This is a genomic window from Kitasatospora sp. NPDC085895, from assembly GCF_040702125.1.
GTDB classification, from domain to species: Bacteria; Actinomycetota; Actinomycetes; order Streptomycetales; family Streptomycetaceae; genus Kitasatospora; species Kitasatospora arboriphila.
On the sequence record NZ_JBFBJY010000061.1, the window covers coordinates 1 to 24,924 of the forward strand.

The window sequence follows — 24,924 nt, forward strand, 5'->3', positions numbered from 1 at the left end:
CGGTCATCCCCGCACCGGCCGGCCCGGCCGCGACCTCGCGGGTCACGCCGCCGCCGTTGAGCCACGGCACCGCCGCCCGGTCCGCCGCCCGCAGTACCTCCACCGCCATCGCCCCTCGCCCCGTCCTGCTCGCCGGTCCGCTTCGCGGCGATTCTTTCACGCACCGCGGGGCCGGACACGGCCCGCCGACCGGTGCCGGCCCGGGCCCCCGGCGGCGGATCCGATGCGTCGTCAACTCTCCGGCGGGGTGGAGCCGTCGGTGGGACCATCGGGAGCGGCACCCCGCGCCGGACGCCTCCACCCACGCCGGGCTGCCCCACCGGCCGTCTGCGCGCATCTCGAACACCGGGAGAGATGAGTCACAGACGTTCGGTCGAAAATCATGACAAGCTGGGTCGAAGTGATACCGCTCTACCGAGGACATCACCCATGCATCACGGAGCCCACCCCGCTCCCGCTCCTGCCCCCCGTGCCGACGTCGCCCTCGCCCGAGGCTGTACGGAATGCCGTGGATGGGGCAGCGTCATCACCGATTCCGGCCGGCACGAGCTCTGCTCGGCCTGCCAGCGCACCCCGGAGGACGCCCTGCCGGGCGACGAGGACCCCTCCGGACCTTCGCGTGCCCTGCTCCGACCGGCCACCCAGGCCCTCTGACCGGCCCCGGCCCGGTCGGCCCCGCCCGACCGGTCCCCGCCGGCACCACCCGCGGTCGGCAACGGCCGACACGTAGGCATCCCGCCATGCACCACACCCTGACGGAGCACGCCCGGTGCGTGTACGGCGACGAGTACCGGCCCACGCCGGAATGCGACCGCGGCCACGACGAGGCCTCGTTCCTCGAGGAACTCACCTTCGCCGACCCGGACGCCGTACTCGCCATGCTGCGCGAGCTCTCGCCGCACCTGGTCGACGGCCATCTGCCGGTCCGCATGCGCAACCTCGCGTACCGGCTGGTGCTGCTGCAGTGCCCCGACGAGCCGGAACTGCTGCGCGAGGCAGCGGACAACCTCTACCTGCACGGCCCCAGCTGGGACGGCATCGCGGCCGATCTCCGCCGGCGGGCCGACGCTCTCGACAGCGGCGTGACATCCGCCGCTCCGCTTCCCGGCACGCCGTAGGCCCCGGCCGGCCGCTCCCGAGCTCAGCCCGGCACGAACATGCACCCGAGCAGGCCCGCGCCCGCGTCGGCGGCGGCCTGCCACAGCGGGCCGATGCCGTCCAGCAGTGCGGCCGCCTCCTCCGGCCGGCCGCCGCCGTAGTCCGACAGCCGCTCCGCGGTGCGCCGCTCGACGGCCGGACACTCGCCGTCCGGCAGGTCCAGCGCGGCGAACACCTCCGGCAGGGCGGCCCGTACCTGCCCGGCGTCGAGGAAGAAGTCACCGAACCAGCCGGGCAGCCGCGCGAACCGCTCGGGGCCCAGCCCGTGGGCCAGGGCCGCCGCGGGGAATCCCTTCCGGCAGACCGGCGTCAGCATCAGCGGCTGCCACTCGGCGGGCACCCGGTCGAAGGCCGCGTACAGCTCCTCGACCCAGCCGTCCAGCGGACAGGCACCGGACAGCAGGTCGAAGGCCACCGTCGCCGCCCGGTCCGCGGACTCCACCCCGACGGCCTCCGGTGCGGCGCACCACTGCTGCCGCAGTTCCCGGGTGCGGGGGCGTTCCGCTGCGCCTCGACCACCGGCCCGGCCACCGCGGCCGGCTCGGCCACGACCTCCACCGGCACGGGCGCGAGCACCCACACGCCGATGAATCCCACCGCTCCCCCTCCGTCCGCGGACCCGATCGTGCCCGCGCCCCCGGGGTGCGCCGCCGGTGGGGGTGCCGAGCGGGCGGCCGGGGAGAACAGTGGAGGCATGAGCATCGTCGTTCTGCACGAGCCGTTGGCCGACAGTCCGGTGCTCCCGCCCGACGGGGCGGGCACCACCGTGCACGCGGCCCCCACCGACGTCCCCCTCACCCGGACCTTCTGCGGCCAGCAGGCCGAGGGCATGAGCCAGGTGGACATGGAGGCCGTGGGCGCCGCGGCCTGGGATCCGGCGCCGGAGTCGGCCCGGGTCTGTCCCGAGTGCAACCGGGCCGTGACCGTGGGGCACTGGGACGTCTGCTGACGCCCTCAGCCGGTCAGCCCGTCGGCCGTCCACCAGGCCCGCGGGGTCTCGCAGCTGCCGACGACCGGGGCGGTGGCGGGCCCGCGGTCGACCAGGCAGCCCCCGTCGTCGGCGCGGATCGTGAAGCGGGCCCGTGCGGGCTGCGGCTCCAGGTGCAGCGGGTCGGCGTCGGTGACCCGGACGAAGGACCAGATCTGGGACGGGTCGTCGGCGAGGCCGCGGGCACGGTCCGACCGCAGGTCCACGGTGCCGTCCGGCTCGGCGGTGAGCAGCAGCGGACCGGCCGTGTCGTCGCCGGCCAGCAACGACTGGATCAGCAGCCGCCCGCCCGCGGACGGGCGGACCAGCCACTCCTGGGAGTCGGCGGCCGCGACGGGCGCGGTCCGCAGGCCGGTGCCGTCGGCGGCCCTTGAGTCCTCGGCCGCGACGGTGCCGTCCGCCTGGAGCCGCAGACCGCTGCGGTGAGCCGTGAACACCCCGAGTCCGCGGTCGGGCAGCGGCACGCCCGCGCCGCGGTCCGCGCGCAGCGGCGGTGCGGCCTCGACCGAGCGGTGCCCCGGGTCCTCCGCCCGGACGACGACCGCTGCGGTGTCGTCCGGCGCACCGGCCGCGGAGGCGGCGATGGGGCCGGCGAGCGGGCCGCCGAACAGCACGCCGGGGAGGAGCGCCAGCGCGGCGGTGGCCTTGGCGGCGCTGAGGGCAGGTCGGTAGCACACAGTGGGGAACCCCCGTGACGGTGGAGAGGCCTGCCCTGCTGCCGAGGACGGTCTCCCACCGGCCCCGGGTACTGCGGACGGCCCTGGTCGGGACGGGACTGGTGGCACTGCCCCTCGCTCTGTCGGGGGCTCGTGCCCGGCGGCCGGTCTCGCCTCCACCAACGAGCTGCCGCCGGCGAAGTCACGCCCCGCGTGCTGCCGACCGGGTCAGTCGCCGTCCTGCACCCAGGCCACGGCGTCTGCGCGCCGGGCCAGCGGGAAGGTCCTCGTCTCGCCGGGCGTCATCCAGCCGAAGAGCGCGGTCAGGTGGGTCATCCACTCGACGTCCGTGACCAGCGCGATCCGCTTCCACGCCCGCAGGTGCTCCACGCCCATCCTCAGGTCCTGCCACAGCGCCCCGCCGGTCATCCCGTGGAACTCGGGGACGACGATGACGCACCGCACCTCCCCGGCCTCGGCGGCCCCCGTCAGCGCGGGCAGCAGCACGTCCCGGTAGTCCTCGGCCGACAGCGTGCCACCGGTCTCGAACCCGATCACACCCGCCGGCAGGTCCTCCAGCCTCTCGATCACATCGCCTCCCGAAACCACCCGTCCCGTCCCGCCCCGGCCGGGGCGCGCCGCTGCCCACGCTAGGACGGCGTCCCGGCCCGGGCATCTCCTCGCCGTCCGGAGGCCGGCCCGGTCAGGTGTGGGCGCCGGGCCAGGGGCCGGGGGTGGGGACGGCGGGCTTGTCGGTGGTCTCGGTGGTGGCGGTGCGGAAGCCGGCCGCGCGGTAGGTCCGCAGGGCGGCGGGCCCGTCCAGCGAGCAGGTGTTGACGGTGACCGTGGTGGTGGGCGGCAGGGCGGGGTGCCGGTCGGCGAGGTCCCAGGCGCGGGCGAGTCCGACGCCGAGCAGGTGGCGGCCGAGGCCGCGGCCGATGAACTGCGGCAGCAGCCCGAAGTAGGCGACCTCGACGCGGCCGTCCCCGCGCGGCTCCAGCTGCACGTATCCGGCCGGGGTGCCCGCCACGTACGCGACCCAGGTCTCCACGCCGTCGCGGTCGAGCCACTCCTGCCACTGGCGGTGGCTCCAGGGCAGCCGGTCCGTCCAGGTCCACGGGCCGCCGACGGCAGTGTAGAGGAAGCGGGCGAACTCCGGCCCGGTCTCCTCGGCCAGGAGGATCTGCAGCGGGGTGTTCTCCGGTGCGGGCGCCTCCACCAGGTCGGTGCGGGAGGTCTGCTCCAGGTACCAGGTGGTGACGGTGATCGTCTCGCTCATGCGGCCCAGGCTCTCACGCCGTCCGCACCGTGCCGGGCCCGGGGCGGGAGGCGCTCAGCGGGTCTCGCCCCGGGCCCGCATCTCGGCCTCGGCGATGTGGTCGCGGCCGGGCGCCAGCGCCTCGCGGACCTGCCGCTCCGCCTCGACGAAGGCCCGGTGGTACCCGTCGTTGTAGGTCTCCACGACCTGGTACGTCCACATGCCCGGCAGCACGTCCCGGCCCTGCACCTCGCGGGCCACCAGGTCGGCCCACTCGCCGCGCCCGGCGTCCCGCAGGGCCTGCACGGCGAGGCCGACGACCCGGTCCGCGCCGCCGGTCAGCTGGTGGAAGTCGTAGAGCCGGCCCCGGGCCCGTTCGGTCATCTCCAGGGCCTCGGAGAGGAGCCCGAGGGCCTCGACCGTCTTGTCGTCCATGCCGTCCGGGCGGGTGTGGCGCCGGTCGGGCTGCTGCGGCTGCTGCGCGTCGTCGCTCATGGTCGTCCCTCCGGCGGGCCTGCGGTGGTGCCCGCTCCCTCCAGCTTCCCCGTGCGGGGGGCGGCGTCAATCCGTCGTCAATCGGTCGTCAATCGGCGCCGGGCAGAGTGGTTCGGTCGGGGACGGCCGACCCGGTCGAGGGTGGCCGCTCCGGCCAGGGACAGGGGGACGCCATGCAGGACGGGGACAGGACGGGCCGCGGCCACGCGGTCGTCGCGGGGGCGGGGATCGGCGGCCTGCTGGCCGCGCGGGTGCTGAGCGAGAGCTTCGCCCGGGTCACGGTCGTCGACCGGGACGCGCTGCCGGAGGGCGGTGGCCCGCGGCGCGGGGTGCCGCAGAGCCACCACGCCCACGGCATGCTGTCGAAGGGCTTCGAGGTCCTGCAGGACCTCTTCCCCGGGCTGCGGGAGGACCTGGTGGCGCGGGGGGCGCTCGTCCGGGACGTGCAGGCGGACGTGAACTGGTTCAACGACGGCCGGCGGCTGCTGCGGGCGCCGTCCGGGCTCCCCTGCCTGATGGTGAGCCGCCCCGGGCTGGAGCGTCACCTCCGCTCCCGGGTGGCGGCGCTGCCGGGCGTGGAGATCCAGCAGCGGACGGAGGTCCTGGAGCCGGTCGCCGACCCGGCGGGCGGCCGGGTCACCGGCGTACGGCTGCTGCGGGTGAACGCCGAGCCGGAGGTGCTGGCGGCGGACCTGGTGGTCGACGCCACCGGCCGCAGCAACCGCGGCGCCACCTGGCTGCGCACCCTCGGCTACGCGCCGGCGCCGGAGGAGCGGGTGGACTCCGGCCTGGTGTACGTCTCCCGGGAGTACCGGCGCAGCCCGGGCGACGCGGACGCGGACGCCTTCGTCGTCGGCGCCTCCGCGGACGCGCCGCGCGGCGGTGTGGCGCTCAGCGGCGAGGGCGACCGCTGGCTGGTCACGCTGTTCGGCATGAACGGCGACGTCCCGCCGGTGGACCCGGAGGGCTACCACCGCTTCGCGCGTCGCCTGCCCGTGCCCGACCTGCACCGGCTGCTGGAGCGCCTGGAGCCGCTCACCGCCCCGCGGCTGATGCGCAGCCCGGTGTCGATCCGCCGCCGTTACGAGCGGCTGGAGCGCTTCCCCGAGGGGTACCTGGTGCTCGCCGACGCGCTCTGCCAGTTCAACCCGACCTACGGGCAGGGCATGACGGTGGCGGCCTGCGAGGCGGCGGCGCTGCGGGAGTGCCTGGCGGAGGCGTCCGGGGAGCCGCTGGCCCGGCGGTTCTTCCGGCAGGCCGCCGCGATCACCGACGTGGCCTGGGACATGTCGGTCGGCGGCGACCTGCGGTTCCCGTTCGTGGACGGCCGCCGCTCGCCGCGGGTCCGGCTGCTGAACCGGTACGTCGCCCGGCTCCACCGGGCCGCCGAGGCCGACGCCGGGGTGGGCCGGGCCTTCCTCGCCGTCGCCAACCTGGCGGAGCCGCCGCAGCGGCTGCTGGCGCCGGCGGTGCTGGCCCGGGTGGTCCGGCCCGCGCGGCCGGCACCGGCCGCCCGGCTGCGCGGCGTCCCGGCGGCCGAGCCGGGACCCACGGCGGAGCAGCCGGAACGCGCGGCCTCCTGACCGCGTCCCGGGCGCGGACGGCGGAGGGCCCGGACAGCGGAGGGTCTGGACAGCGGTGCGGGAGTCGGTCACTCTTCACCACCATGACCCTCCCGCTCCCCCCGCACTCCCCCGGTGCCGCGCGCACCCGGCTGTTCGACGCGATCACCGCGGTCGGTGACGAGGCGGTGGCGCTGCTCGCCGGCCGCGACGGCGGCACGCCGATATCCGGTGCCGAGTGGACGGTGGCCGAGGCCGCGGCCCATCTGGCGATGGCGAACGAGCTGATGGCCGCACTGGCCGCCGGTGAGGAGCGGACCTACGGGGACGGCTCCCCGGGGTCGCTGGCGGCGGCGAACGCGGCCTCGCTGGCCGAGCGGCCGGAGCGGGACCTCGCCGTGCTCGGCGCGGACATCGCGGCGCAGGCGCGGGAGTTCACCGCCGCGGCCGGGCCGCGGGCGGGCACCGACCCGGTGCTGACCCCGCTCGGCCCGATGGACCTGGACACCCTCGGCTCCTACCTGCTGACCCACATGCTCGGCCACCTGTACGACATCGCCGTCGCGCTCGGGCGGCCGCACCCGATCGACCGGCAGCGGGTCGAGCTCACGATGCCGTTCCTGCGGACGGCCATGCCGCGGGTGGTCGATCCCCGCTCGGCGGCCGGGCACCACGCCTGCTACCGGCTGCGGGTCCGCGGCGGGGACGGGTTCGCGGTGACCTTCACGGACGGGGCGGCCGTGGTGAGCGACCGTCCGCCGCGCCGGCCCGACTGCACGATCATGACCGAGTCGGTGGCCTTCTTCCTCATCGCCCTCGGCCGGTACACCGCCACCACCGCCCTCGCCCGCGGCAAGGTGCTCGCCTGGGGCCGGAAGCCGTGGCTGGCCCCGGCGTTCCCCGGCCTGTTCGCCGCCCCCTGAGCAGGGCGCCGGTAGGCGGTGTGGGACGATCCGCTCCCCGGCAGGCGCCGGGCGGTGACGAGGGGATGGTCCGGTGAGTACGTTCCGGGTGGCATGCGTGGTGGCGGTGTGGCTGGTGGTGTTCATCCAGGCGGTCCCGGCATTGGCGCGCGGCCGCGCTCCGCGCTGGTTCGGCCACCGGGTGGGCTCCCCGCGGCTGTGGGCGGCGGGCGCGGTGGTGACGGCCGTCGGCTGCACGCTCGGCCTGCTGACACCGGTGTGGTGGCCCGGACCTCTGGTGGTCCTCCTCGGACTGGGCATCGGCGAGTGGGGCAGCCGCGCCGGGCGCGACCGGGCCTGACCCCGGCTCAGCCGCGGACCGTACCCGGGCCCGGTTGAGTACCGCTACTCACGCGGCCCGCGGCGACGCTCCGCGAGGATGACGGCACCACCCGCCGAAGGCAGCGAAGGAACACCATGCTCAGCCGGACCGCCAGCGCCCTGGTACCCGTTCTCGGCCGTCTGTCCGTCAGCTCCGAGACGTCCGGCCCGGTCGCCCCGGGCAGCATCGTCGCCGCCAACCACAGCTCGCTCGCCGACCCCGGCGTGGTGCTGGCCGCCCTGCACCGGCTGGGCACCGAGCCGGTGGTGATGGCCACGGCCGGGCTGTGGCGCGTCCCGCTGCTCGGCCGACCGCTGCGCGGCGGCGGGCACGTCCCCGTGCACCGCGGGACGGCCCGGGCCGCCGCCGCCCTGGACCTCGCCGCCGAGGCGCTCGCGGACGGCCGGGTCGTACTGATCTACGGCGAGGGCGGCCTGCCGAAGCGCCGCGACCCGCGCGACGCCGAACCCGGCGCCTTCCGCACCGGTCTCGCCCGCCTCGCGGCGGCGAGCGGCGCCCCGGTCGTCCCGCTCGGCCAGTGCGGCGCCCGCCGGTTGAGCTCGGGCGGCACCGCCAAGCAGCTCGCCGGATTCGCCACCGCCCCGCTGCGCCGCCCCGCCCTGCACGTCCACCTGGGCGCCCCGCTGCACCTGGACGGCGACATCGCCGAGGCGACGGCCGCCGCCCACCGGGCCGTCACCGCGGCCTGGCGCACCGCCGAGCAGCACCTGCACGGCGACGCGGGGCACCCCGGCGGGCCGGACCGGTCTCCGGTGACGCCCCGGACGCACGGCCCGGCCGGACTGCCGTCCTCGTCGTAGACCGCCGTGCAGCAGCCGGAGCCGCGGTCGAACGGCGGGAACCCTCGCGGCTGCGGTGCGCGACGCTCTCCCGCGAGCGCCTGCTCCCCTGCGGACGGCCATGACGTGGACCGGTGACGGCCGAGGCGTGGCGGTGCGTCACCAGACGTCGCCCTCGCGCCAGTCGGCGACCAGTTCACCCGTGACGTCGACCGGCACGGCGAGCGGCAGGACGTAGATGCCGTCGTCCTCCTCGGCGGTGCGCCGGATGCCGTCCGGGGTGAGGGCGTAGGCACGGCCCCGCCAGGGCTGCCAGCCGTGGGCGGTGTAGAACGGGACGGCGGTGTCGGTGCTGCCGAGGGCCGCCAGGTCGTAGGCACCGCGGGCGATCCGGACGAGCTCGGCCAGCATCGCCGAGCCGATGCCGTCCCGCTGCCGGTCAGCGCGGACGGCCACGCCCTCGACGTAACCCGTCCGCAGCGCCCGCCCGCCGTGCAGCAGCCGTCGCTGGACGATCGCGGCGTGGCCGACGAGTTCCGCGCCGTCCCGCACCAGCGTGTGCAGCCCGCCGAGGCAGTGCTCCCAGTCCTCGTCCGTCATGTCCGGCGCGAAGACCTCGTCGAGCAGTCCGCGGGCGGCCGCCAGGGTTCCGGCGTCCAGATCGGCGGTGTGGGCGACCTGTACCGAGTGCATGTCCACCATCCTGGCACTCCGTCAGATGCTTTCGCCGAGTTGGCGTTCGGCGCTGTCGAGGAGCATGTCCAGGGCGACCGGGTAGGCGCTGTCGGTCATGCGGGCGGCGAGGAGGTCGGCGGTGGCGGCGATGTGGGGGTGGGTGTCGGCGGGGAGGCGGGCGTAGGTGGACTCCCACATGCGTTCGTCGGCGGTGCGGGCCTCGGCGGGGAGGGCGAGCGAGGCGGCGTCCAGGGCGGCGAAGGCGAGGGCCTGGTCGATGAAGGCGTGGTAGACGCGGACGGCCACCGGGTCGGGGAAGCCTGCGGTGCGCAGGATGCCGAGGATCGTCTCGTCGGCGGCGATCTCGCGGTCCCGGCCGGTGACCCGGCTGGCGGTGAGTGCGGCGGCCTGCGGGTGGTCGAGGTAGGACCGGTGGATCCGCAGGCCGAGTGCGCGCAGGTCGTCCTGCCAGCGGCCGCCGGCCCGCCAGCCGGCCAGGGCGCGGCCGATCAGTTCGTCGCCGATGGCGAGGGTCAGGTCGTCCATGCCGCGGAAGTAGCGGTAGAGGGCGCTCGGGTCGCAGCCGAGGGCGAGGCCCAGGCGGCGGGCGGTGAGGCCGCTGCCGCCGTGCTCGCGGAGCATCCGCAGGGCGGTCCGCACGATCAGTTCCTCGGACAGGAGTGCGCCCTGCTTGGTCGGGCGCCGCCTGCGGCGCTGCGACTCGGGCACGACCTGCTTCGGCACGGCACTGCTCCCCTCGGACGGCTGCGCCGCCGAGCTTATGCCAACGCCATTGACCTTGCACGGCCGCCCGGAGTTTCCTTCCGGCAGGCGGGAACCCGCCGGGGAAGGAAGAGTTCTGCCATGCGAGTACTGCTTGTGGGAGCCGGCGGCGTGGGCACGGCCGTCACCCGGATCGCGGCCCGCCGCCCGTTCTTCGACCACATGGTCGTCGCCGACTACGACCCCGCCCGGGCCGAGGCCGCGGTCGCCGCGCTCGGCGGGGCCGCCGGCAGGTTCAGCGCCCGGCAGGTGGACGCCTCCGACGGGGCCGCCGTCCGGGCGCTGCTGGCCGAGCACGACTGCGACGTCCTGCTGAACGCCACCGACCCGCGCTTCGTGATGCCGCTGTTCGAGGCGGCCCTCGCGGCGGGCGCCCACTACGTCGACATGGCGATGTCGCTGTCGCACCCGCACCCCGAGCGGCCGTACGAACTGTGCGGGGTCAAGCTCGGCGACGCCCAGTTCGAACGCGCCGAGCAGTGGGAGAAGGCCGGCCGGCTGGCCCTGGTCGGCATGGGCGTGGAGCCCGGGCTCTCCGACGTCTTCGCCCGCCACGCCGCGGACGAGCTCTTCGACGAGATCGAGGAGATCGGCATCCGCGACGGCGCCGACCTCACCGTCGAGGGCTACGACTTCGCCCCGTCCTTCAGCATCTGGACGACCATCGAGGAGTGCCTCAACCCGCCGGTGGTGTACGAGGCCGACCGGGGCTGGTTCACCACCGCGCCGTTCAGCGAGCCCGAGGTGTTCGACTTCCCGGAGGGCATCGGCCCGGTGGAGTGCGTCAACGTCGAGCACGAGGAGGTGCTGCTGGTGCCGCGCTGGGTCGACGCCAAGCGGGTCACCTTCAAGTACGGCCTCGGCGACGACTTCATCGACAAGCTGAAGACGCTGCACGCGCTCGGCCTGGACAGCACCGAGCCGGTCGCCGTGGGCAGCGACCTCGGCCCGGCGAAGGTCTCCCCGCGCGACGTGGTCGCCGCCGTCCTGCCCGACCCCGCCGACCTCGGCGAGCGGATGCACGGCAAGACCTGCGCCGGCACCTGGGTCAAGGGCACCAAGGACGGCCGCCCCCGCGAGGTGTACCTGTACCACGTGGTCGACAACCAGTGGTCGATGCGCGAGTACGGCTCGCAGGCGGTGGTCTGGCAGACGGCGATCAACCCGGTCGTCGCGCTGGAGCTGATCGCCACCGGCGCCTGGTCCGGCTCCGGCGTGCTCGGCCCCGAGGCGCTGCCCGCACGGCCCTTCCTCGACCTGCTCACCGAGTACGGCGCGCCGTGGGGCCTGCGCGAGGGCTGACCCCACGGCGACGCCGCCGCGCGGCGCCGGTCAGTGCACGGGATCGGTGGCGGGCCGCTGGGCGGGGACGGTCCGGTCCCGCTGCAGGTCCAGGAGCTCGCGGAACAGCCCGTCCGGCTGCTCCGCGAGCTCCGTCCAGGTACCGGTCTGCACGACCCGGCCGCGGTCCATCACCACCACCCGGTCGGCGACCCTGGCGTTGGCGATGTTGTGGGTGACCAGCAGCGTGATCCGCTCCGGCGCGTACCCGCGCAGGGCGTGCAGGATGCGGTGCTCGGCGCGCGGGTCGAGGTCGGAGGTCGGCTCGTCGAGGATCAGCAGGCCGGGGTTGAGCGCCGTCCGGTAGAGCGCGCGGGCGACGGCCGCCCGCTGCCAGCCGCCTCCGGACAGCTCCGCCCCGCCCAGCCAGCCCTGGGCGAGCAGCGTGCCCCAGCCCGAGCGGAGCCGGGTGACCACCTCGTCGAAGCCCGTCCGGGCGGCGGCCCGCCGCACCTCGGCCATCCGGTCGCCCCCGCCGTGGCCGAGGTGGATGTTCTCGGCCGCGCGCAGCGGCCAGCGGGCGAACTCCTGCGGCACCCGGGCCACCCTGGTCCACATCCCCTCGGCGTCCAACTGCTCGACCCGCACGCCGTCCCAGGCGATCCGGCCGGACTGCGGCAGGTAGAGGCCGGCCAGCAGCTTCAGCAGGGTCGACTTGCCGCTGCCGTTCTGCCCGATGACCGCCACCACCTCGCCGCGCCTCAGCGTCATGCTGACCCGGTCCAGCGCCGGTTCCTGCTGGTCGCCGGGGTAGGTGTAGGAAACGTCCTCGACCTCCACCACGGCGGGCAGGCCGGGCACCACGTCGCCGCGCCGGATCCGGTGACCGCCCGCCTCGTCGAGGAAGGTGAAGAAGTCGTCCAGGTACAGGCCCGTACGGTAGAGCCGGGCACCGTTGCCGACCATGCCCTGGACGCCGGTGGAGGCGGTGCGCAGCGCGAACGCGGCGCCACCCGCCGCGGCCAGTCCAATCCGGCCGGAGGCGACCAGGTAGAGCAGCGCGCCCCAGATCAGTGCGCTGCCCGCCCCGCTGCCGACGGCCGCCACCAGGGACACCCGGGCCGCCTGCCGCGCGGCCCGGTCGGTGGCCGCCGCGATGCGTCCCTCGACCTCCCGGTAGGTGGCCATCATGAACGGGGTGACCTGGTCGGAGCGGACCTGGTCGGCCCGCAGCTTGTCGATCAGGAACCACCGGTAGATCCGCAGCGCCTGCCGTTCCTCGTTCGTGGTGACGGCGGCCAGGTAGTGGATCCGGGCGGTGCGGACGGCGGCGACGCCGCTCGGCACCGAACCGAGCAGCAGGAAGGGCACCAGCCACGGGTGCAGGGTCGCCAGCACGCCGGCCGCGGAGACCAGGGACACCGTGGAGGCGATCAGGTCCTGGGCGTTGGACAGCAGGTCCGGGGTGGTGGCGGCGCCGCGGTCCGCCGACTCCCACTGCTCGTTGTAGGCGGGCTCGTCGTAGGCCTTCAGTTCGGCGGCGCAGCCGGCCGCGATCAGCGCGAGGTCGGCCTCCCGGTTGACCCGTGGCGAGACCCGGGCGGCCAGCGCGGCGACCGCGATGCCGAGCACCGCGTGCAGGCCGGCGGAGACCGCGAGCAGCGTCAACGAGGGCGCCGCGGACAGCAGATGGGCGTCGACCGGGCCGGGGACGAGCAGCGCGTCCAGGGTGCGGGTGGTGGCGAACAGCGCCAGTGCCCCGGCCACGCCGGAGAGCAACTGGCAGACCAGCAGCCCGGCCGTGGCCGACCGGTCGGCGGCCCAGGCCAACGCCATCGCGCGGCGGACGAGTTGGGGCATCCTGCGGAGCATCGCCGCGGTGGACATGGTCGTTCCGGCGGCGATCCGCTGGTCGCCGGGGAAACGGGCGCGGATCTGCTCGTCGCGCGGGTGGTCCTCCTCCGCCGGAGGCGCGGTGCGGGCGGACGGGTCGTCGGGGGTCACGCTCGGCTCGGACATGCTGCTCCTCGGGTCGGCGGTCGGGCTGCCGGTCTGGTGCTGCCATGCGTCGCGGGATACGCGGTGCGCGGTGCGCGGTGGGAAGGGTCTGGCGGGAAGGGTCTGGTGCAGGGGCGCGCGGGCAGGTGCCGGACGGGGGCACGCTGCGGTAAGTGCGGGAGTGCCGGGCCGGCCGGGGACCGGTGCGGACACGATCCTTCCAGGGGCCGGCGGCGCGCTCGGCGTGTCCTGCCGCGGCTCACTCGATCCGGGTAAATCCGTGTCGTGCTCGGCGAGTTGGTGGCATCGGACAGCGAGTGGCGTACGTGCCGGGGACGCCGCAGGCACGCTTCTCGACCGGGCGGGGGCGCAGGGGCGGGCGACCCCGAACAGCCCACGGGGAGTCGTCGCCCCGGCGCCGGGGCGACGTCCGTGCCCCGAATCAGGGACCGGCCTACGGCTGCGGCGGCTCCAGCCGGGCGAGCCAGGAGGTGAGCAGTGCCTCCAGGGCGGCCGCCTCGACCGGGGAGAGCGCCTCGACGAGGCGGTGTTCGTTGCGCATGTGGTCGGTGAAGGCCCGGTCGATCAGCTCCCGGCCGGCGGGGGTGAGGGCGACCACCCGGCCGCGGCCGTCGGCGTCGCTGCGGCGGCGGGTGACCAGCCCGGCCCGCTCCAGGCGGTCGACCCGCTTGGTCATGGCGCCGGTGGTGACCATGGTGTGCGCGGCGAGTTCGCCGGGGGCCCGTTCGAAGGGGTCACCGGCACGGCGCAGCGCCGCCAGGACGTCGAACTCTCCCTCGCCGAGGCCGTAGCGGCCGTACACCACGGACAGCTCCTCGGCGAGGAGGGCGGCGACGCGGTGCAGGCGGCCGATGACGCCCTGGGGTGCGACGTCGAGGTCGGGCCGTTCGCGGGCCCAGGCGGCCTGGATGCGGGCGACGCGGTCGAGCGGCTGCGGCTGGTCCATGCATGGATCATATCTTCCCCGGAAGCTATGGTGTCTTCCATGGAAGGCAATCTGCGGTGGATCCTGGTCACGGCGGTGGCCCCGGTGGCGTGGGGCGTCAACTACTTCGTCACCCAGCGGTTCCTGCCGCCGGACCATCCGCTGTTCGGTGCGGCGGTGCGGGCGCTGCCCGCCGGGCTGCTGCTGCTCGCGCTGTGCCGGGAGCTCCCGCGCGGGGTGTGGTGGTGGCGCTCCGCCGTGCTCGGGCTGCTCAACACCAGCGCCTTCTTCGTGCTGGTGTACACGGCGTCCCAGCTGCTGGCGACGAGCGTGGCGTCCACGGTGATGGCGCTCGCCCCCCTGGCGATGATGCTGGCCGGGTGGGCGCTGCTGGGCGAGCGGCCCCGCCCGGCGCACCTGGCGGGGGCGGGGATCGGGCTCGGCGGGGTGTGCCTGATGCTGCTCGGCGGGACGGGCGGGGTGAGTCCGTCCGGGGTGCTCGCCTCGGTGGCGGCGATGCTGGTGTCCTCGCTGGGCTTCGTGCTCGGCAAGCGGTGGGGTGCCGGCGCCGGCCTGCTCGCCTCCACGGCCTGGCAGTTGGTCGCCGGCGGGCTGTTCCTGCTGCCGGTCGCCGCCGTGCTGGAGGGGCCGCCGCCGGCGCTCGGCGCCTGCGAACTGGCGGCCTTCGGCTACACGGCCGTGGTGGCCACCGCGGTCGCCTTCGCCGCCTGGTTCGCCGGGCTGCGACACCTGCCGGCCGGGACGGTGGGCCTGGTCGGTCTGCTGAATCCGTTCACCGGCGTGCTGCTCGGCACCCTGCTCGCCGGGGAGTCGCTGACGCCGCGCCAGCTCGCCGGCATGGCGCTGATCCTGGGCGGTATCGTGCTGGGCCGCCCGGTGGGCGCCGGGCGGCCGCGGCCGGCCGTCAGACCGTCCCCGGGCCGAAGCAGGACTCCAGCCAGGCGGTCGCGGGTCGCCGTGCGGCGGCCACCGCCCCGGACTCGTTCACGGTCACTCCCCCGTTCGTTCGGCAGGGCCGCCGTTCAACCGCACTTCGCCGACGCCCTCGCCCGTCGCTCCCCGCCCGTCGTTCGCTCGTCACCGCGGGCCGCGGCGGTCTCGCCCACCGCCGTCGCGGTCTGCGCGGCGGGCGTAGCGGGCGGCGAGCGGCCCGTAGGTGAGGCCGTGCAGGACGAGGCTCATCAGGACGGTCATGGTCATCAGCTGACCGACCAGGTCGGCGGCGTGCGGGTCGACGGGGGCCAGGCCGTTGAAGGCGAGCAGGCCGTACACGATGGTGGCCATCCCGCGGGGGCCGAGCCAGGCCAGCATCAGCCGGTCGGCTCGGTGGAGGCCGCTGCCGACCAGGGCGAGCAGGACGGGGAGGACGCGGACGAGGGTGAGCGACAGGGCGGCGTAGGCCACCACCCGGCCGTCGAAGTCGCCGGTGAAGGCCTGGGTGACGAGTTCGCCGAAGACGAACCAGAGGGCCAGCGAGAGCAGCGCGCCGACGTCCTCGACCAGGTGCAGGGCCTTGGGCGGCAGGGCCCGCACGTCGGGTGCGAAGCAGAGCCCGGCGACGAACGCCGCGATGAAGCCGCTGCCGTCCAGCAGGATGCCCAGCCCGTACGCGGCGAGCGGCAGGGCGAGGATGCCGAGCCGGACGGCGGAGGGCCTCGTCCAGCCGGCCTGCCAGGCGCGGCGCAGCAGCAGGCCGCCGGGGCGGCCGACGAGCGCGCCGGCGACGACGGCCCGGAGCACGGCGTCGAGGGCGTCGCCGAGCGGGTTGCCGGTGGGTTGCGGAACGTCGCCGTAGGCGTCGGCGCCGGCCAGGCAGAGCAGGAAGAGGGGCGCGAGGATGCCGTCGTTGAGGCCGGTCTCGACGGTGAGGACGCCGCGCAGCCAGGACGGCAGCCGGCTGTCCTTGATCACTTCGGCGGCGGGTGCGAGGTCGACGGCGACGGTCACCGCGGCGAACAGAGCGACCAGCCACCAGCGGCCGGACGGGAAGAGCAGTCCGCCGACCAGCACGCCGGCGAGGACGGTGAGCGGCAGGGCCACCAGCAGCAGCCGGGCGAGCAGGCGGCGGTGTGCGCGGACGACGCCCTTCGGCACCGCGGTGGCGTCGGTGAAGAGCAGCACGGCGAGGATGATCTCGACGGCGCGTTCGGCGTCCGAGGTGGTCATGCTGACGGTGACCAGCGGGTGCGGACCGACGGTCAGCACCACGCCGGCCGCGGTCATCGCGACGGGGGCGGTGATGCTCCAGCGGGCGAGCCGTCCGGCCACCAGGGCCCACGCGAAGAGCGTCCCCATGCTGACGACCAGCGCGATCACGCGCGCACCTGTCTTCCCCCGGTGCGCGACCGGACGGCGGCGGAGTGCTCCCGATCGTATGCGCGGCGGATCCGCGGGCCGGACCGCGAGGCACTCCCCGCGTGTCCCGGCGGGCGGGCCGGTGCAGGAGCTGGTGCGCGGGTGGTGCGCGGAGGACCCTCCCTGCGCCGGGAGGGTCCTCCGCGGGTCCCCGCCGCCGCTGGGTCGGCAGCGGCGGCGGGTGGCCTGGTGCCGGGACCGCGGGTGCGGTCGGCGCGGGTGCGGTCAGCGGCGGGTGGTGAGGCCGAAGCCGTACGGGAAGAGCGGGTCGTAGTGGCGGTCGCCGGTGTTGATCGGCTCCTGGGCCTCGCTGCGCGGCCAGCTGACCGGGAGCTTGCCGGTGAAGCCCAGCTTGCCGAAGAGCACGTCGGCGACGCCGCCGCCCTCGCTGCCGGGCAGCCAGGACATCACGAAGGCGTCGGCCTTCGGCAGTTCGCCGGTGATGATCTGCGGACGGCCGGCCACGTCGAGGACGACGCAGGTGGGGACGGCGGCGCAGACGCGGTCGACGTTCGCCCGGTCGGTGTCGGAGAGGTTCAGGGTGTGGCCGTTGCCGACGTCGCCCATGCCTTCGGCGTACGGGGTCTCGCCGACGACCACGACTCCGACGTCGTACCCGGCGGCGGGTGCGGAGGCGTCCCGGCTGTACGCCGCGTCCGGGGCGTACTGGCGGATGCCCTGGAGGATCGTGGTGCCCGGAACGGTGTTGCCGCTCTGCCCCTGCCAGGTGACGGTCCATCCGCCGGCCTGGTTGCCGATGTCGTCGGCGTTGGCGCCGGCGACGTAGATCTTCTGGTGGGCCTTCAGCGGCAGGGCGCGGTCGGCGTTCTTCAGCAGGACCTGGGACTCGGCGACCGCCCGGCGGGCGACCGCGCGGTGGGCGTCCGAGCCGATGGTCGCGGCGTTGGAGCGGTCGGTGTAGGGGTGTTCGAAGAGGCCGAGCTCGAACTTGGCGCGCAGGATGCGGCGCACCGCGTCGTCGATCCGGGAGAGCGGCACGCGGCCGGCCTGCACCTCGGCGAGCAGGGCCTGCTCGAACTTCCCGGCGCTGTACGGCACCATGAACATGTCGAGGCCCGCGTTGACGGCGGTGCGCACCTGGGTCGGGTAGTCGCCGGGTATCTGGTTGATGGCGTCCCAGTCGCTGATCAGGAAGCCGTCGAAGCCGATCTTCTGCTTGAGGACGTCGGTGAGCAGTTCCTTGTTGGCGCTCATCTTGACGGGGTTCCCGATGCCGTCCTCCGTCCAGTCGACGCTGGAGTAGGACGGCATGATGCTGCCGACGTCGTGCTTGCGGACGGCGGTGACGTAGGGGGCGAGGTCGACCGTCCGGAAGTGCTCGCGGTCGGTGATCGTGACGCCCTGGTCCAGCTTGTAGCTGCCGCTGGTGGAGCTGCCGTAGGCGGTGTCGCCGTCCCCGGCGTAGTGCTTGACGGTGGCCAGCACCCGGTCGGGGCGGGCGAGGTCCTTGCGGCTGTCGCCCTGGAAGCCGTCGACGGCGGTCTCCATCCGGGAGACCAGGTCCGGATCCTCGCCGTAGCTCTCGTAGGTGCGGCCCCACCGGTCGTCGCGGGTCACGCAGACGCACGGTGCGAACACCCACTGCGGGCCGGTGGCCCGGGTCTCGGTGGCGGTGATGTGGGCGGCCCGCTCGACGAGGTCCGGGTCGCGGGTGGCGCCCATCGCGATGTTGTGCGGGAAGACGGTCGCACCGACCAGGTTGTTGTGGCCGTGGACGGAGTCGACACCGTACAGCAGCGGGATGTGCAGCCGGCTCGCGAGGGCGCGCTGCTGGTAGCCGTCGACCATGTCGGCCCAGGCGGCGGGGGTGTTGGGGGTGGGCGTGGAGCCGCCGCCGGAGAGCAGCGAGCCGAGCTTCAGGTCGGTGATCTGCGCCCGGTCGGCGTCGACGGCGTTGCGCTCGGCCTGGGTCATCTGGCCGATCTTCTCGTCCAGGGTCATCCGCGCGAGGAGGTCCTTGACGCGTTGCTGCACGGGCAGTTTCGCGTCGAGGTACGGCAGCGGGCGTCCGCCGGCGGCCGGCTCGGCGGCCTGCGCCGTGCTCAGCGGCACGGTGCCCGCGGCCAGGGCGGACGCGGCGAGCAGGGCGCGGGCGAGCAGGGCCCGGCGGCGCGGGCGGCGGGTGGTGCCGTGACGGGTGGGTTCCACGTGTCTCTCCGTATCGCGGTGGATGGGCGGACACGCGCACACAGGCGCGTCCGGCGGCGGCAGGGGCCGCGCCGGGTGGTGCACTGCTGAGGGCCGCTGACATGCAATCAGACCTACCGACCACTAGGTAAGTCTTCTGCCCCACTTTTTTCAGAGCTTGACGGATCGTCGGCCGCGGGGACGGACTGCGCCCGGCGACCCGTCCACGGGGCCCGCCGGGGGCTCGTACACTCACCCGGTGACCCTCGACCGCACCGCCGACCACAGCCCCGACCAGCCCGTGGAGCACCCGGCGCACCGCGCCCCGGGCGGCGCCCGCTCCCCGCGACCGGGCGGTGCGCGCCGCCGCGAGGAGATCCTCGCGATCGCCGTGGAGACCTTCGCCACCCGCGGCTACCACCACGCCTCGCTCGCCGAGATCGCCGAACGGGCCGGCCTCACCCAGCCCGGTCTGCTGCACCACTTCCGTTCCAAGACCGCCCTGCTCAGCGGCGTGCTGGAGCTGCGCGACGACTCCGAGATGGCCCAGCTCGGCACGGAGCGGCCGCGCGGCCTCGCCCTCCTCGACCACCTGGTGGAGACGGTGCGGCGCAATGCGGAGCGCGAGGGCATCGTCCGGCTGTACGCGGTGCTCTCCGCCGAGAGCGTCACCGAGGGCCACCCGGCCCAGGACTTCTTCCGCAGCCGCTACACCGGCCTGCGGGCCATGGTGGTGGAGGCCCTCGTCGAGGCCTGCGAGCTCGGCGAGACCCGGGCGGACACCGACGTCGAGTCGGTGGCCAACGCGATCATCGCGGTGATGGACGGCCTGCAGCTCCAGTGGCTGCTGGCCCCGGAGTCGGTGGACATGGCCGCCACCACCCGCCGCACCATCGACGCGCTCCTCGCCGGCCTGCGCACCGGCGACCGGCCCGGCTGAGCCGCTCCCGGACGACGGGCACGGCGCCGGCCGGTCCCGGGGCGGGGCGGGCCGGCGGGAGGCGTACGGCGGCCCACGACACCGATCCACGGGTGGACGCGCGCATCGACGCGTCGGGACGCGTCCTCCGCACAGGACCCGCCTCTCAGGTCCGGCGGCCGAAGAGCGGGCCGAGGACGAGTTCGGCGGCGCCCGCGGCGACGGCGAGGTGGCCGGCGGCGGCGAGGGTGACCGGGACGGGCTGCCACTCCGGGTCGGGGATACGGGCCTTGAGCTGGGCGGTGACGCCGTCGAGGTAGGTGTCGGGGGCGGCAAGTACGGCGCGGCCGCCGAGCACCACCCGGTCGATGTCGAGCAGCCGGACGAGGTTGGCGACGCCCACGCCGACCAGCCGGGCGGCGGCCGCGTGGTCGCCGCGCTCCAGGGCTGCGAGGCAGAGCACCTCCAGGCAGCCGTGGTTGCCGCAGGCGCAGAGCGGCCCGTCGACCTGCACGGTCTGGTGGCCGAACTCGCCGGCGTTGGTGCGGGTGCCGCGGTGCAGCGCGCCGTCGAGGAGCAGGCCCGCGCCGAGTCCGGCGGCGAGGTGGACGTAGGCGAGGCCGCCGCCGGGCCGCGGGGCGGCGGGCGCCTCGCCGAGGGCGGCGGTGTTGGTGTCCTTGTCGACCACGACGGGCAGTCCGTCGAGGCGGGCGGCGAGTTCGTCGCGCAGCGGGTAGTGGTGCCAGGCGGACGAGCCGCGCGGGCCTGCCGGGGTGAACCAGTGCAGGACGCCCGCGGCGTGGTCGAGCGGGCCGCGGCAGCCGATGCCGGCGCCGAGCAGCCGCGCCCCCTCCGGCAGGGCCTCGGCGGCACGGCGGATCCCGTCGGCGACCAGGCGGACGGCGTCGCCGGGGGCGATGTCCGCCGCCACCGGCCGGGTGTGCAGGTGGAGGCGGCGGCCGGTCAGGTCGACGAGCAGGACGGTGAGTTCGTCGCGTTCGAGGTGGACGCCGACCGCGCAGGCGGCTTCGGCGCGCAGCCGGAGCAGGGTGCGGGGCTTGCCGCCGGTGGAGGCGCTCTGGCCGGCCTCCTCGATCATGCCTTCGGCGAGCAGCCGGGCGGTGATCTTGCCGATGGCCTGCGGGGTGAGGCCGGTGCGGGCGGCGAGTCCGACCCGGCTGCCGCCCTCGGGGGCCGCGCGCAGCAGGCCGAGCACGAGGGCGGCGTTGTGGTCGCGCAGTCCGGCCAGGTTGGTGCCGGTCGGGCCGGGGTGCGTCGTCATGGGGCCCATTGTGCCCGGCGCCGGTGCGCCCGGACCGCGCCGCAACCGTGCCCGGACCACGCCCGATCCGCGCCCGATCCCACGCCTGGAGCGCACCTGGACTTGCACTTAAGAAACACTGTTGTTTAACTGGCGGCATGACCACCGCGAGCACCCCGCACCCCGAGCACCCCGCACTCCGCGTCGGCCTGGTCGGCTACGGCCTGGCCGGCGCCGCCTTCCACGCCCCGCTCATCGCCACCACCCCGGGCCTGCGGCTGGAGGCCGTGGTCACCGCCAGCCCCGAGCGCCGCGAGCAGCTGCGCCGCGAGCACCCGCAGGCCCGCGCCGTCGACACCGCCGAGCAGCTGCTCACCGACCCGTCCGCCCTTGACCTGCTGGTCGTCGCCTCCCCCAACCGCAGCCACGTGCCGCTCGCCCGCGCCGCGCTGGAGGCGGGCCTGCCCGTGGTGGTGGACAAGCCGCTGGCCGCCACCGCGGCCGAGGCCGCCGGCCTCGCCGACCTCGCCGAGGCCCGCGGCCTGCTGCTGACGGTCTTCCAGAACCGCCGCTGGGACGCCGACTTCCGTACCGTCCGACAGCTGGTCGCCGACGGCTCGCTCGGCACCGTGCACCGCTACGAGTCGCGCTTCGAGCGCTGGCGCCCGGAGCTCAAGGAGGGCTGGCGCGAGTCCGCCGACCCGGCCGACGCCGGCGGCATCCTCTACGACCTCGGCAGCCACCTCGTGGACCAGGCGCTGACCCTCTTCGGCCCCGCCACGCACGTGTACGCCGAGGTCGACGCCCGCCGCACCGGCGCCGCCGCGGACGACGACGCCTTCGTGGCCCTCACCCACGCCTCCGGCGTCCGCTCCCACCTGTGGATGAGCGCCCTGGCCGGCCAGCTCGGCCCCCGCCTGCGCGTCCTCGGCGACCGCGCCGCGTACACCGTGCACGGGATGGACCCGCAGGAGGACGCGCTGCGCGCCGGGCAGCTCCCCGGCCCCGGCTGGGGCGAGGTCGCCGAGGCCGACCGCGGCCTGCTCGGCACGGTCGACGGCGCGGCGCCGCACCCCTCGCTGCCGGGCGACTACCCCGCCTTCTACGCCGGTGTCGTCCGTGCGCTGCGCGAGGGCGCGGCCGCCCCGGTCGACCCGCGCGACGCCGTCGCCGCCCTCGCCGTGCTGGAGGCCGCCCGGCGCTCCGCCGCCGAGGGCCGTACCGTCGCACTGACCGAGGAGGACGCCCGATGACCGAGCCGACGACCGAGCCGGCGGGCAACCCGCCGAGCAGCCCGAGGAAGGGTCCCGGGACGCCCGAGGAGATCGCCGCCCTGATCCACCGGATCGAGGACGAGGAGCGCCGGCTGCGCCTGCCCGGCTTCGACGACGAGGACGTCTGGCGGCTCGGCACCCGGCTCGTCGAGCTGGCCCGGGCCGAGCAGGCACCGGTCGTGGTCGACGTCCGCCGCAACGGCCGGCAGCTCTTCCGCTTCGCGCTGCCCGGCAGCTCGGCCGACAACGACGCCTGGATCCTGCGCAAGACCCGGACGGTGGACCGCTACGGCTGCTCCTCCTACCTGGTGGGGCTGCGCTTCGCGGCGAAGGGCGAGACCTTCGAGGAGAAGTCCCGGCTCGACCCGGACACCTACGCCGCGCACGGCGGCGCCTTCCCGGTCACCGTGGAGGGCGTCGGCGTGGTCGGCACGGTCGCCGTCTCCGGCCTCCCCCAGGCCGAGGACCACCGCCTGGTGGTCACCGCCCTGGAGCAGCACCTCGTCGCGGCCCGCCGCGGCGCCTGACACCGTCCGAAGCACCCGCCCGACCCGCCCGGCCCCCGGTCCACGACCGGGGGCCGGGCACGTCAGTCCTCCAGCGCGTCCCGGACGAGCCGGTGCGCGTAAGCGGTGTCCAGACCGTCGGGCCGGAACAGGACCCGGTGGACCAGCGGCGCCACCACCCGGTCGAGGACCGTCTCGGCGTCCGGTGCCGCCTCGCCCCGGCCGGCCGCCCGGTCGAGCAGCGTCCGGATCTGCTCCGCGGCGTACTCGGAGCAGCGGCCGGCGTTGCCGCCCTCCGGGTCGCCGAGCAGCACGTCGCGGAGGTACGAGCGGCCCGCGGGCGTGGCCGTCTCCTCCAGGAACTGCTCGGCCCGGGCGCGCAGGTCCGCCGCCAGTGAGCCGTGGTCCTCGGGCGGTGCGTCCGGGCGGAGCCGCTCGACCGCGGCGTCGGAGAGCAGGATCTGCAGGTCTCCCCAACGGCGGTAGACCGTCGACGGGGTGACGCCGGCCCGGGCCGCGACGAGCGGGACGGTGAGCGCCGACCGGCCGACCTCGGCCTCCAGTTCCCGCAGCGCGGTCCGGACGGCCTCCTGCACCCGGGCGCTCCGGCCGCCGGGGCGCGGCACCGGCCGGCCGCTCATCCGGCCGGTCCGCCGCGGCGCCGCGGCCTCACGGCGTGAGGCCGCGGACTCATGTCGCGGTCCCGGAGCCTCGTGGTGCGGTCCCGGAGCCTCACGGTGCGGTCCCGGAGCCTCACGGTGCGGTTCCGCCGTCCGCCGGGCGGCCCGTCGTGCCGGGGACGGCCAGGAGGCGGTAGGCCGCGCCGTCACGGCGCACCAGGCCCGCGGTCGGCGGCGGGAAGTGGCTGCCGAGCAGCAGGGTGTCGGTGTCGGCGAGTTCGGCGAGGAGCTTGCGGCGGGTCACCCCGGCCAGTGCCGGGTCGATGTCGACGTGGCTGTGGATGTCGGGCTCGGCGAGCTGGACGGGGTGGTGGATGCAGTCGCCGGTGATCAGGGCGGTGGCGCCGCCGCTCGTCAGCCGGACGGCCACCTGGCCGGGGGTGTGGCCGGGCATCGGGACGAGCACCACCCCGGGCGCGATCTCCAGGCCGTCGGCGGGCACGTCGAGCAGGTCGAGGAGGCCGTGCTCGGCGACCGGGTGGACGGAGTCGCGGAACATCTGCCGACGGGGCTCCTCCAGCTCGGCGCCCGCCCAGTGGTCCCACTCGGCGCGGCTGGTGAGGTACCGGGCGTGGGGGAAGGTGGGGACCCAGGCGTCCCCGTCCCGGCGGGTGTTCCAGCCGACGTGGTCGGTGTGCAGGTGGGTGAGGACGACGAGGTCGACCGATCCGGGCGGGAAGCCGGCCCGTTCCAGGCGGTCGAGGTAGTCGGTGTCGAGCCGGTGCCAGGCGGGGTTGGCGCGGTCCTTGCCGTTGCCGATGCCGGTGTCGACCAGGATCCGCAGGCCGCCCGCGGCCACCGCGAAGGTGTGGCTGGCGAGCCGCAGGACGCGGTCGGCGTCGGCGAAGTCGGGCTGCAGCCAGGGGGCGGCGGCGACCACCTCGGGCGTGGCGCCGGGCAGCAGCCAGGGGCCGGTCCGCGGCGGCAGTTCGACCTCGTCGACGCGGTGGACGACGAGGTCGCCCACCGTCCAGGCGGGCGCCGGGGCCGGTTCGGTGGTGGCGGGGCGCAGTAACGACACGGCCGTCCTTCCGGGTGCGGTCGGCGCCGGGCCCGCGGGCGCGGCGGACCCCGAGCGCCACTGAAGCTCAATCTTTGCGTTAAGCCTACGCGCACGGCGGGACGGCCCCGGCCGGGGCGCCGCTACCGCTCGATGTACGACTCCAGGCCGCGCAGGAAGACCTCGACCTTGAACTCGAAGCGCTCGTCGCCGTCACCGTGGACCATCGTCTCCGCCATCTCCTTGAGCAGCGGGAAGCGCTCCTCAGGGAGCCGGGCGAGGTAGTCGCGGACCCCGTCGAAGTAGGCGTCGACGTCCACCCCGGCGGCGATCTTCGCGGTGTAGAGCGAGGCCTCGTAGGCGTCCGAGTCGATCAGTTGGCCGAGGCCGTCCAGCGCGTAGGCGGCGACCTGCCGGGGGATGCCGGCGGAGAGCAGCAGGCCGACGACGAACTCGGCGACCTTCAGCTTGTTGGGGCCGAGCTGGATGCCGCCGAGCGAGACCACGGTGATGTCGCGGTGCGCGGTGTAGACCCGCTGCGCCTCCCGGCAGACCTCCTTGATCTGCTCCTTCCAGCGCTCCGGCTCGGGCCGTCCGGGCAGCCGGATCTCGCCGGAGATGCGCTCCAGCATCAGCTCCAGCAGCTCGTCCTTGCCGGACACGTGGGCGTAGAGCGAGGCGGGGCCGGTGCCGAGCTCCTGGGCGACCCGGCGCATCGTCAGGCCCTCGAGCCCTTCGCGGTCGAGGACGTGGATGCCGGCCTCGACGACGGCCTCGGGCGTGAGCGGCTGACGGGTGTCGGCCCTGCGCGCCTTGTGCCACGGGATCGGGGGCATCTCCGAGGTCACGCGCACCTCTTCCACCTCGGGGGGACGT

Annotated in this window: 26 protein-coding genes and 1 pseudogene; 11 read left to right on the forward strand and 16 right to left on the reverse strand. The window is 75.5% G+C overall.

Annotated elements, in window-relative coordinates:
* A partial coding sequence (locus tag AB0442_RS29690) for a HutD family protein (RefSeq protein ID WP_366166770.1) occupies positions 1 to 109 on the reverse strand: 109 nt, incomplete at its 3' end.
* A gap of 631 nt (positions 110 to 740) precedes the next feature.
* Between AB0442_RS29690 and AB0442_RS29695 the strand changes: the two genes are divergently transcribed.
* The gene (locus AB0442_RS29695; protein WP_366166706.1) at positions 741 to 1,118 is read left to right on the forward strand and encodes a hypothetical protein; all 378 of its coding nucleotides are present in this window, start codon (positions 741 to 743) and stop codon (positions 1,116 to 1,118) included.
* 23 nt (positions 1,119 to 1,141) lie between these two features.
* Here the strand turns inward: AB0442_RS29695 and AB0442_RS29700 are convergent, their stop codons facing one another.
* A complete protein-coding gene (locus AB0442_RS29700; protein WP_366166708.1) occupies positions 1,142 to 1,600 on the reverse strand; it encodes a hypothetical protein in 459 nt (152 codons plus the stop codon).
* Positions 1,601 to 1,852: 252 nt separating this feature from the next.
* Here AB0442_RS29700 and AB0442_RS29705 point away from each other — a divergent pair, with 252 nt between their 5' ends.
* The gene (locus AB0442_RS29705; RefSeq protein WP_344627159.1) at positions 1,853 to 2,107 is read left to right on the forward strand and encodes a hypothetical protein; all 255 of its coding nucleotides are present in this window, start codon (positions 1,853 to 1,855) and stop codon (positions 2,105 to 2,107) included.
* Positions 2,108 to 2,112: 5 nt separating this feature from the next.
* Here AB0442_RS29705 and AB0442_RS29710 read toward each other — a convergent pair whose 3' ends face one another.
* The 4 genes from AB0442_RS29710 to AB0442_RS29725 all read right to left on the reverse strand — a co-directional run bounded on the left by AB0442_RS29710 (position 2,113) and on the right by AB0442_RS29725 (position 4,555).
* On the reverse strand, positions 2,113 to 2,823 hold the full coding sequence (locus tag AB0442_RS29710) for a hypothetical protein (protein ID WP_366166710.1): 711 nt from the start codon (positions 2,821 to 2,823) through the stop codon (positions 2,113 to 2,115).
* Positions 2,824 to 3,030: 207 nt separating this feature from the next.
* Positions 3,031 to 3,393: an STAS/SEC14 domain-containing protein gene (locus AB0442_RS29715; RefSeq protein ID WP_366166712.1), complete on the reverse strand. Its 363-nt coding sequence runs from the start codon at positions 3,391 to 3,393 to the stop codon at positions 3,031 to 3,033.
* A gap of 112 nt (positions 3,394 to 3,505) precedes the next feature.
* A complete protein-coding gene (locus AB0442_RS29720) occupies positions 3,506 to 4,081 on the reverse strand; it encodes a GNAT family N-acetyltransferase (protein ID WP_363542170.1) in 576 nt (191 codons plus the stop codon).
* A gap of 54 nt (positions 4,082 to 4,135) precedes the next feature.
* Positions 4,136 to 4,555 (reverse strand): hypothetical protein, encoded by a 420-nt coding sequence (locus AB0442_RS29725; protein ID WP_366166714.1) that lies wholly within the window; start codon positions 4,553 to 4,555, stop codon positions 4,136 to 4,138.
* 173 nt (positions 4,556 to 4,728) lie between these two features.
* On the opposite strand from AB0442_RS29725, the gene AB0442_RS29730 reads away from it, so the two are divergent.
* From AB0442_RS29730 to AB0442_RS29745, 4 genes are all read left to right on the forward strand, one after another.
* On the forward strand, positions 4,729 to 6,138 hold the full coding sequence (locus AB0442_RS29730) for an FAD-dependent monooxygenase (RefSeq protein WP_366166715.1): 1,410 nt from the start codon (positions 4,729 to 4,731) through the stop codon (positions 6,136 to 6,138).
* 83 nt (positions 6,139 to 6,221) lie between these two features.
* Positions 6,222 to 7,040, forward strand: a complete 819-nt coding sequence (locus AB0442_RS29735; RefSeq protein WP_366166717.1) for a maleylpyruvate isomerase family mycothiol-dependent enzyme — start codon at positions 6,222 to 6,224, stop codon at positions 7,038 to 7,040.
* A 73-nt stretch (positions 7,041 to 7,113) separates the two neighbouring features.
* Positions 7,114 to 7,380, forward strand: coding sequence for a hypothetical protein (locus tag AB0442_RS29740; protein ID WP_363542175.1), 267 nt, complete (start codon positions 7,114 to 7,116; stop codon positions 7,378 to 7,380).
* A 116-nt stretch (positions 7,381 to 7,496) separates the two neighbouring features.
* Entirely contained in the window at positions 7,497 to 8,222 is a 726-nt protein-coding gene (locus tag AB0442_RS29745; protein WP_366166719.1) for a lysophospholipid acyltransferase family protein, read from the forward strand.
* Between the two features lie 138 nt (positions 8,223 to 8,360).
* Here AB0442_RS29745 and AB0442_RS29750 read toward each other — a convergent pair whose 3' ends face one another.
* Together AB0442_RS29750 and AB0442_RS29755 are read right to left on the reverse strand one after the other, a co-directional pair.
* Positions 8,361 to 8,894 carry a GNAT family N-acetyltransferase gene (locus AB0442_RS29750; RefSeq protein ID WP_366166721.1) on the reverse strand — a complete coding sequence of 178 codons (534 nt, stop codon included), beginning with the start codon at positions 8,892 to 8,894 and terminating at the stop codon, positions 8,361 to 8,363.
* Between the two features lie 21 nt (positions 8,895 to 8,915).
* Positions 8,916 to 9,620: a helix-turn-helix domain-containing protein gene (locus tag AB0442_RS29755; RefSeq protein ID WP_366166722.1), complete on the reverse strand. Its 705-nt coding sequence runs from the start codon at positions 9,618 to 9,620 to the stop codon at positions 8,916 to 8,918.
* 120 nt (positions 9,621 to 9,740) lie between these two features.
* Between AB0442_RS29755 and AB0442_RS29760 the strand changes: the two genes are divergently transcribed.
* The gene (locus tag AB0442_RS29760; protein ID WP_366166723.1) at positions 9,741 to 10,961 is read left to right on the forward strand and encodes a saccharopine dehydrogenase C-terminal domain-containing protein; all 1,221 of its coding nucleotides are present in this window, start codon (positions 9,741 to 9,743) and stop codon (positions 10,959 to 10,961) included.
* 30 nt (positions 10,962 to 10,991) lie between these two features.
* Here AB0442_RS29760 and AB0442_RS29765 read toward each other — a convergent pair whose 3' ends face one another.
* Both AB0442_RS29765 and AB0442_RS29770 read right to left on the reverse strand, forming a co-directional pair.
* Positions 10,992 to 12,959 carry an ABC transporter ATP-binding protein gene (locus tag AB0442_RS29765; RefSeq protein WP_366166725.1) on the reverse strand — a complete coding sequence of 656 codons (1,968 nt, stop codon included), beginning with the start codon at positions 12,957 to 12,959 and terminating at the stop codon, positions 10,992 to 10,994.
* A 433-nt stretch (positions 12,960 to 13,392) separates the two neighbouring features.
* Positions 13,393 to 13,905 (reverse strand): MarR family transcriptional regulator, encoded by a 513-nt coding sequence (locus AB0442_RS29770; RefSeq protein ID WP_366166727.1) that lies wholly within the window; start codon positions 13,903 to 13,905, stop codon positions 13,393 to 13,395.
* 39 nt (positions 13,906 to 13,944) lie between these two features.
* On the opposite strand from AB0442_RS29770, the pseudogene AB0442_RS29775 reads away from it, so the two are divergent.
* Positions 13,945 to 14,778, forward strand: a pseudogene (locus tag AB0442_RS29775) (EamA family transporter); the annotation flags it as partial.
* A 204-nt stretch (positions 14,779 to 14,982) separates the two neighbouring features.
* Here the strand turns inward: AB0442_RS29775 and AB0442_RS29780 are convergent.
* The gene (locus AB0442_RS29780; RefSeq protein WP_366166729.1) at positions 14,983 to 16,221 is read right to left on the reverse strand and encodes a cation:proton antiporter; all 1,239 of its coding nucleotides are present in this window, start codon (positions 16,219 to 16,221) and stop codon (positions 14,983 to 14,985) included.
* Between the two features lie 264 nt (positions 16,222 to 16,485).
* On the reverse strand, positions 16,486 to 18,429 hold the full coding sequence (locus AB0442_RS29785; protein WP_366166731.1) for a glycoside hydrolase family 3 N-terminal domain-containing protein: 1,944 nt from the start codon (positions 18,427 to 18,429) through the stop codon (positions 16,486 to 16,488).
* Positions 18,430 to 18,799: 370 nt separating this feature from the next.
* On the opposite strand from AB0442_RS29785, the gene AB0442_RS29790 reads away from it, so the two are divergent.
* Positions 18,800 to 19,348, forward strand: a complete 549-nt coding sequence (locus AB0442_RS29790) for a TetR/AcrR family transcriptional regulator (RefSeq protein ID WP_366166771.1) — start codon at positions 18,800 to 18,802, stop codon at positions 19,346 to 19,348.
* A 145-nt stretch (positions 19,349 to 19,493) separates the two neighbouring features.
* On the opposite strand, the gene AB0442_RS29795 is transcribed toward AB0442_RS29790, so the two are convergent.
* Entirely contained in the window at positions 19,494 to 20,609 is a 1,116-nt protein-coding gene (locus AB0442_RS29795) for an ROK family protein (RefSeq protein ID WP_366166733.1), read from the reverse strand.
* A gap of 137 nt (positions 20,610 to 20,746) precedes the next feature.
* Here AB0442_RS29795 and AB0442_RS29800 point away from each other — a divergent pair, with 137 nt between their 5' ends.
* Both AB0442_RS29800 and AB0442_RS29805 read left to right on the forward strand, forming a co-directional pair.
* Positions 20,747 to 21,841, forward strand: a complete 1,095-nt coding sequence (locus tag AB0442_RS29800) for a Gfo/Idh/MocA family oxidoreductase (protein ID WP_366166734.1) — start codon at positions 20,747 to 20,749, stop codon at positions 21,839 to 21,841.
* Positions 21,838 to 22,389 carry a heme-degrading domain-containing protein gene (locus AB0442_RS29805; protein WP_366166736.1) on the forward strand — a complete coding sequence of 184 codons (552 nt, stop codon included), beginning with the start codon at positions 21,838 to 21,840 and terminating at the stop codon, positions 22,387 to 22,389. The genes AB0442_RS29800 and AB0442_RS29805 overlap by 4 nt, the downstream gene beginning before the upstream one ends.
* Positions 22,390 to 22,451: 62 nt before the next feature.
* Here AB0442_RS29805 and AB0442_RS29810 read toward each other — a convergent pair whose 3' ends face one another.
* From AB0442_RS29810 to AB0442_RS29820, 3 genes are all read right to left on the reverse strand, one after another.
* On the reverse strand, positions 22,452 to 23,009 hold the full coding sequence (locus AB0442_RS29810; RefSeq protein WP_366166738.1) for a TetR/AcrR family transcriptional regulator: 558 nt from the start codon (positions 23,007 to 23,009) through the stop codon (positions 22,452 to 22,454).
* A gap of 112 nt (positions 23,010 to 23,121) precedes the next feature.
* On the reverse strand, positions 23,122 to 24,069 hold the full coding sequence (locus tag AB0442_RS29815; RefSeq protein ID WP_366166740.1) for an MBL fold metallo-hydrolase: 948 nt from the start codon (positions 24,067 to 24,069) through the stop codon (positions 23,122 to 23,124).
* A gap of 122 nt (positions 24,070 to 24,191) precedes the next feature.
* Positions 24,192 to 24,896 carry a TetR/AcrR family transcriptional regulator C-terminal domain-containing protein gene (locus tag AB0442_RS29820; RefSeq protein WP_366166742.1) on the reverse strand — a complete coding sequence of 235 codons (705 nt, stop codon included), beginning with the start codon at positions 24,894 to 24,896 and terminating at the stop codon, positions 24,192 to 24,194.
* Between the last annotated feature and the right edge of the window lie 28 nt (positions 24,897 to 24,924).

Excerpts from the sequence above, each read along its gene's own strand:
- AB0442_RS29765 (WP_366166725.1), bottom strand. The coding sequence starts at position 12,959 with ATGTCCGAGCCGAGCGTGACCCCCGACGACCCGTCCGCCCGCACCGCG.
- AB0442_RS29810 (WP_366166738.1), bottom strand. The coding sequence starts at position 23,009 with ATGAGCGGCCGGCCGGTGCCGCGCCCCGGCGGCCGGAGCGCCCGGGTG.
- AB0442_RS29735 (WP_366166717.1), top strand. The coding sequence starts at position 6,222 with ATGACCCTCCCGCTCCCCCCGCACTCCCCCGGTGCCGCGCGCACCCGG.
- AB0442_RS29720 (WP_363542170.1), bottom strand. The coding sequence starts at position 4,081 with ATGAGCGAGACGATCACCGTCACCACCTGGTACCTGGAGCAGACCTCC.
- AB0442_RS29795 (WP_366166733.1), bottom strand. The coding sequence starts at position 20,609 with ATGACGACGCACCCCGGCCCGACCGGCACCAACCTGGCCGGACTGCGC.
- AB0442_RS29725 (WP_366166714.1), bottom strand. The coding sequence starts at position 4,555 with ATGAGCGACGACGCGCAGCAGCCGCAGCAGCCCGACCGGCGCCACACC.
- AB0442_RS29770 (WP_366166727.1), bottom strand. The coding sequence starts at position 13,905 with ATGGACCAGCCGCAGCCGCTCGACCGCGTCGCCCGCATCCAGGCCGCC.
- AB0442_RS29760 (WP_366166723.1), top strand. The coding sequence starts at position 9,741 with ATGCGAGTACTGCTTGTGGGAGCCGGCGGCGTGGGCACGGCCGTCACC.
- AB0442_RS29805 (WP_366166736.1), top strand. The coding sequence starts at position 21,838 with ATGACCGAGCCGACGACCGAGCCGGCGGGCAACCCGCCGAGCAGCCCG.
- AB0442_RS29705 (WP_344627159.1), top strand. The coding sequence starts at position 1,853 with ATGAGCATCGTCGTTCTGCACGAGCCGTTGGCCGACAGTCCGGTGCTC.
- AB0442_RS29730 (WP_366166715.1), top strand. The coding sequence starts at position 4,729 with ATGCAGGACGGGGACAGGACGGGCCGCGGCCACGCGGTCGTCGCGGGG.
- AB0442_RS29750 (WP_366166721.1), bottom strand. The coding sequence starts at position 8,894 with ATGCACTCGGTACAGGTCGCCCACACCGCCGATCTGGACGCCGGAACC.
- AB0442_RS29745 (WP_366166719.1), top strand. The coding sequence starts at position 7,497 with ATGCTCAGCCGGACCGCCAGCGCCCTGGTACCCGTTCTCGGCCGTCTG.
- AB0442_RS29800 (WP_366166734.1), top strand. The coding sequence starts at position 20,747 with ATGACCACCGCGAGCACCCCGCACCCCGAGCACCCCGCACTCCGCGTC.
- AB0442_RS29695 (WP_366166706.1), top strand. The coding sequence starts at position 741 with ATGCACCACACCCTGACGGAGCACGCCCGGTGCGTGTACGGCGACGAG.